Raw genomic sequence first — 15642 nt, forward strand, 5'->3', positions numbered from 1 at the left:
ACACGCAATAACCGAACCTGCCATGCAAATCTGGTCAGCCGTAAAAACAGGCAAAGAAAAGCCCAGCATTGCTGCTGGGCTTTTGTGTTGGCTCCTCCTGCTGGACTTGAACCAGCGACATACGGATTAACAGTCCGCCGTTCTACCGACTGAACTAAGGAGGAATTGTACTTGGTGCCCAGAGACGGAATCGAACCGCCGACACGGGGATTTCAATCCCCTGCTCTACCGACTGAGCTATCTGGGCAGTCTATAATAGGTGTCGGCCTACGGATCGAACGTAGTTGTTACTACTGTATTACAAGTTTCAGTTGGCGTCTAGGCCTACTGAAGGGCTAAAGGCCGGCACACTTTAACTGCTGTGCATGAACCAAATTTTTTACTTCATAGGCACCTAATATGGTGCCCAGAGACGGAATCGAACCGCCGACACGGGGATTTTCAATCCCCTGCTCTACCGACTGAGCTATCTGGGCGTGGCCGCTATTAAACGGATTTTGCCCTTGGTGGTCAACGGGAAATTTTACTTTTTGTCTCGTTCGTCTCTTTTTTGCACAACAAGCGGGCTTTTGTGCATTTCTCGCCCGGCTCAACCCCGATCCTGCCCCCGCCTGCGCCACAGTCTGGGCTCTTCGCCCTTGAGCAGACGGGCAATATTTTCGTGGTGGCGGATCAGGATAAGACAAGAGAGCAGTGAGACCGGCAGCGTATATTCAGGTTTGAGCAGGTAGGCAAACAGGGGTGCCAGCAGCACGGTCACTATGGAAGCCAGGGAGGAGTAACCACTGAGCAGGGCGACCAGCAGCCAGCTCACTATGACCATTGCCCCCATGTCGAGCCCGATGGGCAGCATGGTGCCGAGTGCCGTGGCGACCCCCTTGCCACCACGAAAGTGAAAGAAGAGCGGGTACATGTGGCCCAGGCAGGCTGCCACGCCGATAAAGCCCAGATAGACGGGCTTGATGCCAAGAAACCAGGAGAGATAGACGGGCGCCGTGCCCTTGAGCATGTCGAGCAGCAACACCAGCAGGGCGGCCCCTCGCCCCCCGAGACGCAGCACATTGGTCGCCCCCGGATTGTGGGAACCATGATCCCGCGGATCCGGCAGGCCGCTGGTGCGTGACACCAGCACGGCACTGGACAAGGATCCGCCCAGATAGGCCAGAATAATCATCAAAATCGTCAGGGCCGTCATCTTGGTCGTTTTTACCACGATATGAATGGGGTATGATGCGGGCCACATTCTCCGGTCCGGTTAACCCGGTCCGTTCGCCAATGGCACGTGATCTGCCAGGCCAGCATCCCTGCGCTGTTTCACAGCCCATCAAGAGTAAAGAAGAAGTACTGTCATGGACAAGGTGTTTATTCGTGGACTCGAGGTTTTGAGTACCATAGGGGTATACGAGTGGGAAAAAGGCATCCGCCAGAAGCTCCGTTTTGACCTCGAGATGGGCTTTGACAACCGCCCCGCCGCCGCGGGCGACGACATCATGCTGGCGCTCGATTACGCCACGCTCTCCCAGAAAGTGTCGGAGTACGCCAGCAGCAAGGTAGTGGAGCTGGTGGAAACCATGGCCGAGCAGGTCGCCCACCTCATACTGACTGACTTTCGGGTGCAGTGGGTCAAGGTGACGCTGACCAAGCCTGGCGCCGTGCCCAACGCCGCCGGTGTGGGGGTCGAGATACTGCGCCATCGCATACCGGCCGCGAGCGAACAGTGATGATCCGCGTTGGCATCCAGGGGCAGTGGGGGAAGGCCCTATGACGCGTATCTACATCAGCCTGGGCTCCAACATTGCGCGCGAACACCATATCCGTGCCGGGCTCGATGCCCTGCACGAACTGTGTGGCCCCCTTGAGGTTTCCCGGGTGTTTGAGAGCGAGGCGGTCGGCTTTGCCGGTCGCCCCTTCTACAACCTGGTGGTCGGCGCCGAGACAGAGCTGACGCTGGCCGAGCTCTGTCGCCAGCTGAGGGCCATGGAGTTTGCTCACGGTCGTGAGCCCGATGCCAAAAAGTTTGCCCCCCGCACTCTGGATCTCGACCTGCTGCTCTATGGGGATCTCGTCTGTCAGGAGCCCGTCGCCCTGCCCCGTGGCGAGATACTGACTAACGCCTTCGTGCTCTGGCCCTTGGCCGAGCTGGCCCCCGCGTTGCTCCATCCCGAGACGGGCCACCCGCTGGCCGAGCACTGGACAGCCTACGACAAAGCCTCCCAGCGACTCACGCCCATTCCCTTTGCCTGGATGCCCGCTCACGCCCTGGCCTGATCCTCGGCGCGCTGGCGGGCCAGCCTCTCGCCCGCCAGCTAACCTATGGTCTGAGGGGGGTAATCTCTGATAAGAAGTTCTGATTAGTCAGTCGAGGGCAGAGGGGGCACTATGGGGACCACACAGGAGCCCATCATGTCCCAAGACCACAGCACAACCCTCGCGACTGCCAGTGCCGATATCGAACGCCTGCACCAGATCCACGCCTTCAACCTGCAACTGCTGACCGAGCTGCCCCATCGGCAATACCGCCATGAACCCATACTCGATTACGCCACGGACGAGCGGGTCAAGGCGCGCCTCGGCTGGCTTGGGGTGTTCAGCAAGACACTGTTTCTGCGCTTCAAGGATGGTCGCTTCGCCCTCTTGCTGACCCACAAGGAGGGACGTCTCGATGCCAAAGCCGTTCGGGACCATTTCGGCGCCAAGCCCTCCATCTGTGGCCCGGACCAGATGCAGCAGGAGACAGGCTGCCTGCCCGGCGCCGTGTGTCCCTTTCTGCCTCGCGCCGACATCCCCCTGCTACTTGATCCCGCCCTGCTGACCCACGCCTCGTTCACCTGGACCCCGGGGTTGCCCGAGTTGACCATGGAACTGGCGACTGATGCCCTGCCCACCCTGCTGGATCGGCTGGAGTGCCAGATTATTTATCTGTATGACAAGGCCGTGACAGAATCCATCGAGTCCTGAGTTACCGAGTTCAGCATAAAAGTCCAATCTTGCCTTCAAGATATAGCTTCACGCGCCGATACGCTGTGCACATCATTTGCTCGTTGAGGTCGCCGTGAGCGTCAAGCAGAAACTCTTGTTATCCGCCATCCTGGTGCCGGGATCCAGGCCATCGTCATGGGGGTCGTGTTCTACTTCTCCGCACAGGAGTCGCGCAGCAGCGCCGAGATGTTGCTGACCAAGCAGGCTGAGGCCGATCTCATCGCCCTGAACCTGAAAGAGAAAGAGTTTCTGCTACGCAGGGATCCCGCCGCGGCCACCGCTTTCGCGGCCTTGCGGGATGAAACCAGCCGCCTGCTCGCCGACATGGCCAGCCACCACGAGGGGCGCCAGCAGGGCGACATCCTCACCTTCGCCAGCCTGCTGCAGGACTATGCCCGCCAATTCGAAGCCCTGCGTGCCCAGCAGGAGAAGATCGGCCTCACCCCGGAGACCGGTTACTACGGCGCACTGCGCGAGGCCATTCATGCCCTCGAGAAGGAGCTCAAAAGCCGTGGCCAAGAGCAGGAGAGTTTGCTGATGCTGCAACTGCGCCGGGACGAGAAAGACTTCATGTTGCGCCGCGAGCTGCGTTATAGAGACAAGTTTGAGCAAAACTTGGCTCCCCTGACCGCCGCCCTGGCCTCGGAACCGGCCCTCGCCGCCCTGCTCGAACGCTACCGTCAGAACTTCACCGCCCTGGTGGCGGAAGAACAACGGCTGGGTCTGAGTGCCGAAGAGGGGCTGCGCGCCGATCTCAACCGCAGCGCCGAGCAGATGCGCCAGGCCGGCATAGTGTTGGCTCAGGATCTGGCCAGGGAGGCCGAGACCAACCATAGTCGCATCCTCTGGATCATGGGGCTGCTCTGCTCCCTGGGCATTGTGGTGGCACTCTGCCTCAATCTGCTCATCGGCCGCGACGTCATGACCGGCCTGCAGCGGCTGGCCGACATCATGCGCCGGGTCACCGCCAGCAGCGACCTCACCCTGCGCGCCCGCATCAACAGCAAGGACGAGTTTGGCGCCATGGGCCGTGACTTCGATACCATGCTGGAGCACTTCAATCAGGTCATAGGTCAGGTTATTGCTTCGGTCACGGACCTTGAGCAGCTCACCGCGCAGCTGCAGCGCAACGCCAATGCCGCTCGGGAAGGCACCCAGCAGCAGTTGCAAGAGAGCGATCTGGTCGCCACCGCCGCCACCGAGATGGAGAGCACTGTCCAGGAAATCGCCAGCAACACGGAGAGCGCCGCCGACAGCGCCCGCACCACCAACCTGAGTGCCCAGCAGGGCCGGGAGAGCGTGGAGACGACGATGGCAGTGATCCACTCCCTCTCCGCCAAGCTGGAAGCCTCCAGCCTGGTGGTGCAAGAGCTGGCCGAAGAGAGCCAGCAGGTCGGCAATGTGCTGGCGGTGATCCGCGCCATCGCCGAGCAGACCAACCTGCTGGCCCTCAACGCTGCCATCGAAGCCGCCCGGGCCGGTGAGCAGGGCCGCGGCTTTGCCGTGGTTGCCGACGAGGTACGCAACCTGGCCATGCGCACCCAGCAGAGCACCAGCGAGATAGCCACCATCGTCAGCGGGCTGCAAAACCGCACCCACAGCGTGGTCAGCCTGATCGGCGAGTGCCGCACTCAAGGGGAGCGCAGTGTCGAAGCCGCCGCCGAGGCGAGCCAGCAGCTTGCCAACATCACCCATCAGATGAGCCAGATGATGGACATGAGCACCCAGATAGCCACTGCGGTCGAGGAGCAGAGCTCGGTGGCCAGCGAGATCAACCGCAATGCCGTGGTGATCCGCGACATCGCCAACGAGGCCATGGTGCAGGCCGAACAGAACAGTCGCGCCAGCCAGAATGTGGCCGAGCAGGCCAGCCTGCTGCACAAGGCGGTCGATCAGTTCAACGTCTGATCCCCGCACGCAACAAGGGCGGCCATGGGCCGCCCTTGTTCGTTTCGGCGCCCCGTCACGGGGTACCAGACAGAGGGAGCCTTTCAGTCCGCGCCGTCCCGCCTCTCCTCCCGCTCATCGGCCAGCTGGGCGAAGATCATGGCCGCCAGCATCGACATCAGCCCGATGCTGAGATAGGTGAGATGAAAACCGTGCAACCAGTTTTCGCTCTGGGCGGCGGCAAACAGACCAAGCAAACTGGCGGCAATGGCAACCCCCAGGCTCATGGAGAGCTGCATCACCACCGAGAGCAGGCCGTTGCCACTGCTGGCATGCTCGGCGCTCAGGTCTTGCAGCGTGAGGGTGTTCATGGCGGAGAACTGCAACGAGTTGACGGCACCAAATACCCCCAGCCAGATGAGCAGGGCCCAGTAGGGCAGATCGTTGTCGATGAGACCGAAACTGGCGATCAGGGCGCCGAGCAACAGGGTATTGCTCACCAGAATGCGGCGATAGCCGATGCGCGGGATCAGCCGGTTGACCAGGGTCTTGGTCAACATGGCGCCAAGCACGGTCGGGATCATGGTCATGCCGGCTGTGCTCGGCGAATAGCCCAGACCGAGCTGGAGAAACAGCGGGGTGAGAAACGGCATGGCGCCGCTGCCCAGGCGGGCGAACAGGTTGCCCCAGACCCCGATGGCGAAGGTCTTGGTCTGAAACAGCGCCAGACTGAACAGGGGTCGCTCGGCATTGGCGGCATAGAGCCAGTAACTCGCCATGGCCGCCAGCCCGGTGATCAGCAGCAGCAACGACCAGCCGGTGGAGAGGCTGTGCTCCCCCAATCCCTGCAAGCCAACCGACACCAGCACCATGCCGGCGCTGAACATCACGAAACCTCGCCAGTCGAACCTGGGCGTCTCCCGTCGCATCTCGGGCATGTAATGCCAGCTGGCGATGAAACCCAGCAACCCCACCGGCAAGTTGATGAGGAAGACCCAGTGCCAGCTCGCCACCTCCACCAGCCAGCCTCCCAGAGCCGGGCCTATCAGTGGCCCCACCAGGCCCGGTATGGTCACAAACGACATCACCCTGAGCAGTTCGCGCTTGCTGAAGGCCCGCAGGACGGCCAGGCGCCCCACCGGCATCAACAGGGCGCCGCCCACCCCTTGCAGCACCCGCGCCACCACCAGCATGGTGAGGGTATTGGACATGGCACAGGCCAGGGAGCCCAGGCTGAACAGACTGATGGCCCACAGATAGACACGGCGGGTGCCGAATCTGTCTGCCAGCCAGCCGGAGGCCGGGATAAGCAGCGCCACCGTCAGCATGTAGGCGATGATCACGGACTGCATCTGCAGCGGACTCTCGCCCAGGGTCTCTGCCATGCTGGGCAGCGCGGTATTGAGGATGGTGCCATCGAGAGTCTGCATGAAAAAGCCGACCGCGGTCAGCCAGGGCAGCCACTTGAGTTGGGCTGCTGAGAGTTCCGGGTGTGGCTGCGTCATGGTATCTCCATCAGGGTTGAGGGGGGTGAGGCCCTTGGAAACAGCTCGATGCAACTGAGCAGCCAGACCTCCTGCTGTGCCGGGCTCTCACTGAGGGGCATGCAGCCCCCCTGGCGACCCTGCTCTCCTTCTACTTCACTCCGGCCGACTTCGTGCAACTACGCGCTCAGGGAGCAAACCAGGTGGCGAGCAAGCCGGATAAGCCTCCCTTGGGGCTGACCGGCCAAGGACAGGGCCAGGATCTGCTCACCATCCTGCCCCTCACTCGAATTAAGCGTCCGGCGAACCCAGCATAGCCTTCAGCCGCTCCTCCATGCTGGGTTCGGGGGCCTTGAGGGTTCCCAGGAACAGGGCCTCGATAGCTGCCCTATCGGCGCACCTGACGATGAATACCAACCTGGACTGGGCGCGCCCTTCCGGCCAGTCGAGCAGGGTCTGCAGCGGATAGAGCTGGCCGTGTACGCCGTGGATCACCACGGGCTGGCTCTCCCCCTCCAACTGCAATATGCCCTTGAGCCGCAGCAGGGCATCCCCGTGAGCAAGCTGCACCGCCTCGATGGCGGCCAGCAACCGGGCCGGTTTGAGGGGCTCACCGATCCGCAGGGAGAAGCTCTCTATGTTGCCATGCTCGAAGTGGGTCGGCGCCGCCAGACCTACCTTGCCGCTGGCTGGCATCAGCCGAGGTTGCATCGGCGAGGCCAGCCCCTGCTTGGGAGACTCGGTACGCAACCAGGCGAGCAGACGACGCACATCCCGTCCCGCCCCTTCGTTGTAAGCACCTAGGGTCTCCAGCACAGTCGGGGAGAGCGCGCCCTGAGTGACATGTTCCACGGGGGCCGCCGGGTTGAGGGCCACCAGCTGGGCGTTGACACGCGCCAGGGTCTCCCCATCCACCAGATCGCCCTTGCTGACCACCAGCAGATCCGCCAGTGCCACCTGCTTGACCGCCTCGTACTGGCTGGCCAGCTGCTGCTCGATATGACCGGCATCCACCACAGTCACAGTGCCGTCGAAGCGGTAGCGCTGGGCGATAAACCCCTCCTCGGTCAGGGTGAACAGCACGGGAGCGGGGTCGGCCAGGCCAGTGGTCTCGATGATGAGCCGCTTGAACGGCTTGATCTTGCGCTGGATGGCCTTCATGAACAGCCCCTGCAACGCCTCCACCAGAGAGCCCTGCACCGAGCAGCAGATGCAGCCGGAATCGAGCAGCACCACCTGCTCGTCTATCTGCTGCACCAGATGGTGATCCAGCCCGACCGAGCCGAACTCGTTGATGAGCACGGCGCACTCGCCGAGCTCGGGCTGCTTGACCCAGTGGTTGAGCAACGTGGTCTTGCCGCTGCCGAGAAAGCCGGTCAGCAGGGTCACGGGAATACGGGTGTCCTGATTGTCAGTCATGGCTCTCTCCTGCTGCCGGGGCAAACAGCTGGCCCAGCCAGCGGTTCTCGAAACGGCTCTGGGGATCCAGTTCGGCCTTGAGCGCCATGAACTCATGCCAGCGCGGCAACAGGGCCGGAAAGTCGTAGAGATCCATTGCCAGATGCTTGCCAAAATGCGGAATGCCGCCGAGCGGCACCAGCAGCTGTTGCAGTTCGCGCATCTGCTCCATGGAGCCGCCCACAAAGGTGCCATCCGCCGCCAGGTAGACGAGGAAGCCTATCCAGCATACATCCTGTTGATAGGCGCCGCTGAGCCAAGCCTCGGAAGGCCCGGTACAGCGCAGGATGAAGGGGTAGTGCAGCACGCCCGGGTTGGCCTCTTGCCATGCCTGCAGTATCTCCAGCGCCTCCTGCATGCGATGAAGCGGCACCGCCACCTCGCAGTTGATCTGGGGCGCAGGTATCCCCTTGCAGAGGATCTGATAAACGTTGCCCACCAGATCCGTGGCATCCTTGAAGCGGCGCACCGTCTCGAAGTGTTCTCCGGCCTGGGACTCGTCCTTGGTGTCCTTGCCCATCTTCTGCAAGGTGGCATCTATGGTGGCATTCATGGCAGTGTCAGTGCCGTCCTCCAGCAGCAGGGGCTCGCTGCCTGCGGCGCGGTAACGGGCCACCTCCTCCTCGGAGGCGGGATCCACCAGCCAGACATGGCTCTCGCCTGTCCAGGCAAACCACCAGCTCTTCACGAAGCCATGCTCGCGATTGAGCCGCTCGTTGTGTTCCAGCAGGAAGGGGTAGTCGGTGGTGAACTTGGTGCAGCGCATGATGCGATTTGGCACGGTGCGCAGGGTCACTTCAAGCAGTATGCCAAGCAGCCCCAGCCCCATGACGAAGGCGCCAAATTCGGGATGTGCGCGGTCAATGGTGCGGATCTCGCCATCAGCCAGCATGATGCGCAGGGCCAGCACGGCATCGCACAGGGCCGCCTGATGCAGCCCCTGACCATGGGTGCCCGTACTGAGCGCGCCGCCCAGGGTCTGGATGCCGATCACCCCGGGGGATGCCGGCAGCATGCGATCCATGGCGATGAGATCGGCATACAGGGCATCCAGCGGGGTCGCAGCATGATAGGTGACGCTCTCTTCCGTCACCCCGAGCTGGCCGGTCATTTGGCAGAGATCCACCAGCAGCGCCTGATTGCCTTCGGCATAGACGCTGTGGATGGGTTCAAAGGAGAGGCCTGAGCCAATCAGCCGGATCTTGCGGCCGGGCTGTTCGCGCAGCAGTCGCTGCAGTTCGTCGCGGTTTTTCGGGCGCCACACCTGATCCAGGGCGCCGAGGGGATTGGTTCTGGACCAGTTGAACAGCACCTCCCGATTATCAATCGCCTTGATGCTGTGAAATGCCTGGAACTGGACCGTCATACCGCGCCTCATCTGACTTCAAAATGAGCGGTGATTCTACCGAAAAGTGAACCACAAGGCATGAAAAACAAGCCCCTATGCACGGCGAGGTCTTAGCTTGAGCGCTACTTTCCCTGTCAGCCGGAGCCCGCCGAACCAGACAGGCCTCCTCTACTTTCCGTCAGCCCGGAAACCACTGCCACTCTCTTGCGCCGCCAGCAGCAAGGCATCGACCACGACGCGCAGCTTGAGCTGCATGTGCTGGCTGCGGGCCCAGATGACATTGATCGGCATCTCGCCACCGGACTGATCAATAAGCACGGGGATCAGGGCGCCCGAGGCCAATTGCTCGCTGACCAGCCAGGTCGGCACCTGAACCAGGCCAAGGCCAGCCAGGGCCGCGGCCCGTACCGCCTCACCATCTCCCATTTCATGGCGCACCTGTATGTCGTACGCCTCGGTCTGGCCCGCGCCATTGTTGAGTAGCCAACGATGACGATAGCCAGATCGCCAATCGATGATGCAGTCGTGCCGTGACAACTCATCCGGGGTCAGGGGCACCCCGCGCAGGGCCAGATAGGAGGGCGCCCCGCAGATGACCAGCTTCTGCTCCCCCAGACGACGCGCAACGAGGTCGGCCTGATCCTCCAGCGCGCCAATCCGCACCACCAGATCGATGTTGGCCTGAATAAGATCAACCTTGCGCTCGTTGAAGGTCACCGACAGATCCAGCTGCGGATGGCGACTAGCCAAATCCAGCAGGAGTGGCAGCACATGCCGACGGCCAAACGCGGCGGGAAGATCGATGCGGACCCGACCCGACGGGTTTCGTTGCCCCGATGAGAAGCTGCTTTCCGCCTCCTCCAGCACCCGGGTAGCCTGGAGGCAACTGGCCAGATACGCCTCTCCCTCCAGGGTCAGACTGACCCGACGGGTGGTTCTGTGCAGCAGCTTGACCCCCAGTCGCGCCTCCAGGCGCACTATGCTTTTGCTCAGCGCCGAACCGGTCAGCCCCAGTGCCAGCGCCGCCGTGGTAAAGCTGCCCGACTGCGCCACGGCGACAAAGTGCCTGACACTCAGAAAGGGATCTTGTGTGGCCATCTATTCAGTCCTTCAGGGAAATAGAGATTGTAATAATAGCCACTTAATCAATCTCAAGGAATCAATCATATTGTTCACAGGTTCATTCAACGCCACTTTTGCTTCCTGGCTGAATGGGCTCTAGTTCCCAACTCGCTCAGACATGACTTCATTTTCAGACAGGAGATATCAGATGTTGACCGTCAAATCACTCAGTGGACAGGTTGCCTTCGTACAGGGCGGTTCGCGCGGCATTGGTGCCGCCATTGTCAAACGCCTCGCCCGTGACGGCGCCGCCGTAGCCTTCACCTACGTCTCTTCGGCCGGCAAGGCGGACGAGATAGCCGCGGCCATCACCGCCGCAGGCGGCAAGGCGCTGGCCATCCGTGCCGACAGCGCAGATGCCGTGGCCGTTCAGCAAGCCATACGCCAGGCCGTCACCACCTTCGGTCGACTGGACATCCTGGTCAACAATGCCGGGGTACTGGTGTGGGGCAACATTGAGGATCTGACTCTGGATGCCCTCGATCGTACCCTGGCGGTCAACATTCGCAGCGTGTTCGTGGCCAGTCAGGAGGCCGCGCACCACATGGAGAACGGAGGGCGCATCATCAACATCGGCAGTACCAACGCAGACCGCATCCCCGTCGCGGGTGGTTCAATCTACGCCATGAGCAAGTCGGCCCTGATCGGTTTGACCAAGGGCATGGCCCGGGATCTGGGCCCGCGGGGCATCACGGTGAACAACGTGCAACCAGGCCCGGTCGATACCGACATGAACCCGGCTGACGGCGAGTCGGCGGAACAGCTCAAGGGCCTGATGGCCCTGGCACGCTACGGCAAGGATGAGGAGATCGCCAGCTTCGTCGCCTATCTGGCTGGCCCCGAAGCAGGCTATATCACGGGGGCCAGCCTGACCATTGACGGTGGTTTCTCCGCCTGACCCTCTGTTTGACGACACAAAAGAAAGCCCCGGCACTCGCCGGGGCTTGTCATCAGGCAGACAGCAATACAGTCATGCCCTGGTCGCCACCGGTTCGGCTCAGGCCGGCGCAAGGAGCGTCCCTTCGGCATCGATGGCTGACACGGAATTCCCCGTCAAACGCTCATCACAAAATTGCCGTACCGGCACAGGACGACCAAACAGATAGCCCTGCAAGTAAGTCACCTTGCCCTTGAGATAATCGGCCTGCGACCGGGTTTCGATCCCCTCGGCGACCAACGCCAGACCAAGCCGACCGCCGAGATCGATCACGTTGTCGACTATGTGTTCGGACAGCGATTCGGTGCCGATGCGACCGATGAAGGACTTGTCGATCTTGAGCATGTCCACATGGAACTGCTGCAGGTAGACCAGGCTGGAGTGCCCGGTGCCAAAGTCATCCATGGCCAGTTGCACACCCAGTGCGTCCAGTTGACGGAACAGGGAGAGGGTATGGGGATCCGCCACCAGCAGATCCCGCTCGGTCAGCTCAAGCACCAACACCACCTTGCCTGGCGTGAAGCGCGCAAGGAAAGCACGACACTCACGCAGCAGGCGGTCATCGCGGCAATGGGCCGCACTGATGTTGAAGCTGATGTGGAAGCCATCCGGCAAGCATGCCTGCCTGGCGGCCAGCACCTCCCCCACCTCCGTCATGATGAGGTCGGTCATGGGTACGATCAGGCCGCTGGCCTCCGCCTGGGGAATGAATAGATCCGGACGGATCAGTCCCGCATCAGGATGCTGCCAACGCATCAATACCTCGGCTCCCACCAGTTGCTCGCTGTCACTTGCCACCAGAGGTTGCAGGAAGGGAACAAACTCCCTGGCCTGCAAGGCACGAGCAAGCTCGTGGATCGGCGAGCGGGGCCGACCCAGCAGCCACCACATGATGCAGGCAAAGCCGGCGCTGAAGCCCGACAACAGCCAAAGCCCGAAGCCGTGATGCTGCCACAACCCCATGAGCGTAGGAGAGGAGGCGTAGCCAGCATAGATGGAGAGGGGGTAGGCGGCCGACTGGATCCGCACATGATCCTGGCTCGCCAGGGGGGGCTCGGCGGCGAAAAAGTGGCCCTCATCATCGAGCCAGCAATCACCAACCCTGAGCATGACGGGCATGGCTCTCTGGTTGAGATTCAGCATGAAGTTGAGGTAATCGCCATCGATCAGGGTCATGACGGCCCCCTGTGGCGAGACGGCTCGCACCGAGAGGATGGGATGCTGTTGCCGTACCAGATTTCCCGCCATCAATCTCAGATGACCCTGGCTGTACTGATCGGCGGTATAGGGGATCTCCCGCAGGCCAAACTGGGAGGTGCAATAGACGCGGTTCCCCTCACTCAGGTTGACCGAACGCACGAAAGGCACCATGGCGACCAGCGCCCTGAGGGTCGGCATCGCCGTGGCGCAGGGTTTGCCCAGAAACGGCAATGCCTGGCCATTGGCCTCCTCGGCATGGGCCAGCATGGTCTCCATCAATCCCAGGGTATGGGTCGCAGCCTGTCTCGACTCCCACTGCAGATCGGCCCGATAACGAACCAGCAGCGCCCAGCTGCCGAACAGCATGGGCAACGCGAACACCAGCAAGGTGATCAGCACTCTGGGCCTGACCGTATCGACACCGGAGAAATAGCGCATAGTGGATCCCGCTCATGAAAGAGGCGCCATTCTAGCAACCCCCCGCTGAACCGGACCCTAATCGCTCAAAAGACGAGCATTCATGATGCCCGCTCAGGTCGCCAGCCGATGGCGTGCGGCATGCCGCCTCAGGGACAGGGTGCAAGCTCGACCCCGCACGGTGTCGGCGGCGCCGAGGATCTCAACTCCCCGCAGAACCGGGGCAGCGGCACCGGGCGACCCAGCAGATAGCCCTGCAGATAGGCCACCTTGCCCCTGAGGTAGTCAGCCTGCTGGCGGGTCTCGACCCCTTCGGCGATCAGGGCCACGCCGAGCCGGCTGCCAAGGTCGATGACGTTGTCCACTATGTGCTCGGACAGCGACTCGGTGCCGATGCGGCCGATGAAGGACTTGTCGATCTTGAGGTAATCCACCCGGAACTGCTGCAGATACACCAGGCTGGAGTGGCCGGTGCCAAAATCATCGATGGCCAGCTTTACTCCCATCTCGTCCAGTTGCCGAAACAGGGAGAGGGTGTGGGGATCGGCCACCAGCAACTCCCGTTCGGTCAGCTCCAACACCAATACCACCCGCCCCGGGATAAAATGGGCCAGAAAGGCGCGGCACTGCGCCAGCAGGGAGAAGTCCCGGCAGTGAACGGCACTGATGTTGAAGCCGATATGAAAGCCGTCCGGCAGCTTGTCCTGCCAGCTCGCCAATTGCTGGGCTACCGTCTGCATCAGCTGGGCCGTCATGGGCACTATCACGCCGCACTCCTCCGCCTGAGGAATAAACAGGTCGGGGCGGATAAGTCCGCAGGTGGGGTGTTGCCAGCGCATCAGCACTTCGGCCCCCATCAGCTTGCCACCGTCGCTTGCCACCAGGGGTTGCAGGTAGGGCACGAACTCCCGGGCCCGCAACGCCCGTTTCAGCTCCCCCTCCATGGAGCGAGGCCGCCCCAGCAGCCACCACACCAGCAGCGAGATGATCAGGGAGAAGCCCAGCAGCATCAAGATGGTCAGGTGCCTGACCTGCCAGAGCGAATACCAGCTGGAAGGCAGCGCCAGGCCGGCGTAGATGGAGAGGGGGTAGCGCCTCGACTGGACGCTATGGGGAGCCAGGGCTGGCAAGCTGGGCTCCTTGCCCATCAGCTGCCCCAGGTGATCCAACCACTCTTCCCCAACCTGGAGTAGTACTTCGCCGCCGTGGGGCGCACTCAGGGTCAGTATCATCTTCAGATACTCCCTGTCGATGGTGCTGAGGACGGCGCCGTGCCCGCTCTCGGTGCGTATCGCAAGCATGGGTTGGCTGCTCAGTTCCGCATGACCCGGCAGCAGACGCAAGAGACCTTCACTGTAGGCACCTGGCTCATCGTGCCACTGCACCTTGCCCATCACCGAGTTGCAGTAGACTCCATGGCCATCGACCAGGTTGAGGCTGCGCACGAAGGGCACCAGCGCCACCTGCTTGCGCAGAGTGAGGAGGGTGGACTGGCAGGGGTGATTGACCAGGTGGGCTACCTTGCGGTTGGCCTCTTCGACATGGTCAAGCATCCCCTCCATCAACTGCACGGCCTGGGTCGCGGCCCGTTCAGACTGCCGATCAAGCGTACGTAGATAGTTGGCATGCAGCTCCTGCAGCCCCACCGACATGGGCAGGGCGAAGACCAGGACGGCGCTCAGAAGGCGCCAGGCAGGTCTTGATATATCGAACCCGAACAGGAACATAAGGTGGTATACCCATGGCATGAGAGGATGGCGGCCTTCGTGGCGTCGCCCTTTCTTCTAACGGTAAACTGCGCGCCTCCCTTGCCACAGTCCAGAGGCGGCAGATGATACTGCGGCCCGGCGACGATTTTCATGGTCTAGATCATTTTTTGTTCAATGGTATTCGCAACTCAGGTCACCGGATTCCCATCCGGTGCACAGACGAAAAAGCCCCGGCATCGACCGGGGCTTTTTATCAGAGTACTGGCGCCGGTTCGGCGCCTACTCCCTTATACCGCTTGCTGCAAAATCACCGCATCGGCCTTCTGGGTGTAGGAGGCGATCTCATTGAAGTTGAGGTAACGATAGGTATCAGCCGCAGTGGCATCCAAGGTCTTGGCGTACTGCAGGTACTCGGCCACGGTCGGGATCTTGCCCAGGATAGCCGCAACGGCGGCCAGCTCGGCAGACGCCAGATAGACGTTGGCACCCTTGCCCAGACGGTTCGGGAAGTTGCGGGTGGAGGTAGAGACCACCGAGGCTCCTTCCGCAACCCGTGCCTGGTTCCCCATGCACAGGGAGCAGCCCGGGATCTCGATGCGCGCACCGACCCGGCCGAAGATGCCGTAGTAGCCCTCTTCGGTCAGCTGGTCGCGGTCCATCTTGGTCGGCGGCGCTATCCACATCCGGGTCGGCAGTGAGCCCTGGTACTTGTCCAGCAGCTTGCCGGCGGCACGGAAGTGACCGATGTTGGTCATGCAGGAACCGATGAACACCTCGTCAATCTTGTCGCCAGCCACGTCGCTCAGCAGACGGGCATCGTCCGGATCGTTAGGCGCACAGAGGATAGGCTCCTTGATGGTAGCCAGATCGATCTCGATGATTTCGGCGTACTCGGCATCCTTGTCCGCTTCCATCAGCACCGGATTGGCCAGCCACTCTTTCATTCCCTTGATACGACGGGTGATGGTGCGCACATCGCCGTAGCCTTCGGAGAGCATCCATTTCAGCATGACGATGTTGGACTTGAGGTACTCGGCGATCGGCGCCTGATCCAGCTTGATGGTGCAACCGGCGGCGGAGCGTTCGGCACTGGCATCGGCC

Annotated in this window: 12 protein-coding genes, 3 tRNA genes and 1 pseudogene; 5 read left to right on the plus strand and 11 right to left on the minus strand. The window is 61.8% G+C overall.

Annotated elements, in window-relative coordinates; all coding sequences use genetic code 11:
- Nucleotides 1–88: 88 nt before the first annotated feature.
- The 4 genes and pseudogenes from G113_RS12970 to plsY all read right to left on the minus strand — a co-directional run bounded on the left by G113_RS12970 (nt 89) and on the right by plsY (nt 1195).
- Nucleotides 89–164 (minus strand) — tRNA-Asn (locus G113_RS12970).
- An 8-nt stretch (nt 165–172) separates the two neighbouring features.
- Nucleotides 173–247: transfer RNA gene (locus tag G113_RS12975), tRNA-OTHER, on the minus strand.
- Nucleotides 248–400: 153 nt separating this feature from the next.
- A tRNA-Phe gene (locus G113_RS12980) sits at nt 401–476 on the minus strand.
- Between the two features lie 47 nt (nt 477–523).
- Nucleotides 524–1195 (minus strand): annotated as a pseudogene (plsY, locus tag G113_RS12985) (glycerol-3-phosphate 1-O-acyltransferase PlsY).
- Between the two features lie 154 nt (nt 1196–1349).
- Here plsY and folB point away from each other — a divergent pair.
- From folB to G113_RS13005, 4 genes are all read left to right on the plus strand, one after another.
- Nucleotides 1350–1721: a dihydroneopterin aldolase gene (folB, locus tag G113_RS12990; protein WP_005903658.1), complete on the plus strand. Its 372-nt coding sequence runs from the start codon at nt 1350–1352 to the stop codon at nt 1719–1721.
- A 40-nt stretch (nt 1722–1761) separates the two neighbouring features.
- Complete coding sequence (gene folK, locus G113_RS12995) at nt 1762–2268, plus strand: 2-amino-4-hydroxy-6-hydroxymethyldihydropteridine diphosphokinase (RefSeq protein ID WP_005903661.1); 507 nt, start codon at nt 1762–1764, stop codon at nt 2266–2268.
- Nucleotides 2269–2403: 135 nt separating this feature from the next.
- The gene (locus tag G113_RS13000; RefSeq protein WP_005903663.1) at nt 2404–2958 is read left to right on the plus strand and encodes a YbaK/EbsC family protein; all 555 of its coding nucleotides are present in this window, start codon (nt 2404–2406) and stop codon (nt 2956–2958) included.
- 156 nt (nt 2959–3114) lie between these two features.
- Nucleotides 3115–4887: a methyl-accepting chemotaxis protein gene (locus G113_RS13005; RefSeq protein ID WP_005903665.1), complete on the plus strand. Its 1773-nt coding sequence runs from the start codon at nt 3115–3117 to the stop codon at nt 4885–4887.
- A gap of 83 nt (nt 4888–4970) precedes the next feature.
- Here the strand turns inward: G113_RS13005 and mdtD are convergent, their stop codons facing one another.
- From mdtD to G113_RS13025, 4 genes are all read right to left on the minus strand, one after another.
- The gene (gene mdtD, locus G113_RS13010) at nt 4971–6371 is read right to left on the minus strand and encodes a multidrug transporter subunit MdtD (RefSeq protein WP_005903666.1); all 1401 of its coding nucleotides are present in this window, start codon (nt 6369–6371) and stop codon (nt 4971–4973) included.
- 270 nt (nt 6372–6641) lie between these two features.
- Nucleotides 6642–7769: a CobW family GTP-binding protein gene (locus G113_RS13015; RefSeq protein WP_005903667.1), complete on the minus strand. Its 1128-nt coding sequence runs from the start codon at nt 7767–7769 to the stop codon at nt 6642–6644.
- On the minus strand, nt 7762–9174 hold the full coding sequence (locus G113_RS13020) for a D-arabinono-1,4-lactone oxidase (RefSeq protein ID WP_005903668.1): 1413 nt from the start codon (nt 9172–9174) through the stop codon (nt 7762–7764). The genes G113_RS13015 and G113_RS13020 overlap by 8 nt, the downstream gene beginning before the upstream one ends.
- Before the next feature lie 150 nt (nt 9175–9324).
- Complete coding sequence (locus G113_RS13025; protein WP_005903669.1) at nt 9325–10254, minus strand: LysR family transcriptional regulator; 930 nt, start codon at nt 10252–10254, stop codon at nt 9325–9327.
- A 172-nt stretch (nt 10255–10426) separates the two neighbouring features.
- Between G113_RS13025 and G113_RS13030 the strand changes: the two genes are divergently transcribed.
- Complete coding sequence (locus G113_RS13030; protein ID WP_005903670.1) at nt 10427–11176, plus strand: 3-oxoacyl-ACP reductase family protein; 750 nt, start codon at nt 10427–10429, stop codon at nt 11174–11176.
- A 99-nt stretch (nt 11177–11275) separates the two neighbouring features.
- Here G113_RS13030 and G113_RS13035 read toward each other — a convergent pair whose 3' ends face one another.
- The 3 genes from G113_RS13035 to G113_RS13045 form a co-directional block, all read right to left on the minus strand.
- Nucleotides 11276–12853 carry an EAL domain-containing protein gene (locus G113_RS13035; protein WP_005903672.1) on the minus strand — a complete coding sequence of 526 codons (1578 nt, stop codon included), beginning with the start codon at nt 12851–12853 and terminating at the stop codon, nt 11276–11278.
- Between the two features lie 128 nt (nt 12854–12981).
- Nucleotides 12982–14559, minus strand: coding sequence for an EAL domain-containing protein (locus G113_RS13040; RefSeq protein WP_005903675.1), 1578 nt, complete (start codon nt 14557–14559; stop codon nt 12982–12984).
- A gap of 269 nt (nt 14560–14828) precedes the next feature.
- Nucleotides 14829–15642: aconitase family protein (locus G113_RS13045; RefSeq protein WP_005903677.1), on the minus strand; the 814-nt coding region annotated here is incomplete at its 5' end.

It is taken from the genome of Aeromonas molluscorum 848, from assembly GCF_000388115.1.
GTDB lineage: Bacteria > Pseudomonadota > Gammaproteobacteria > Enterobacterales > Aeromonadaceae > Aeromonas > Aeromonas molluscorum.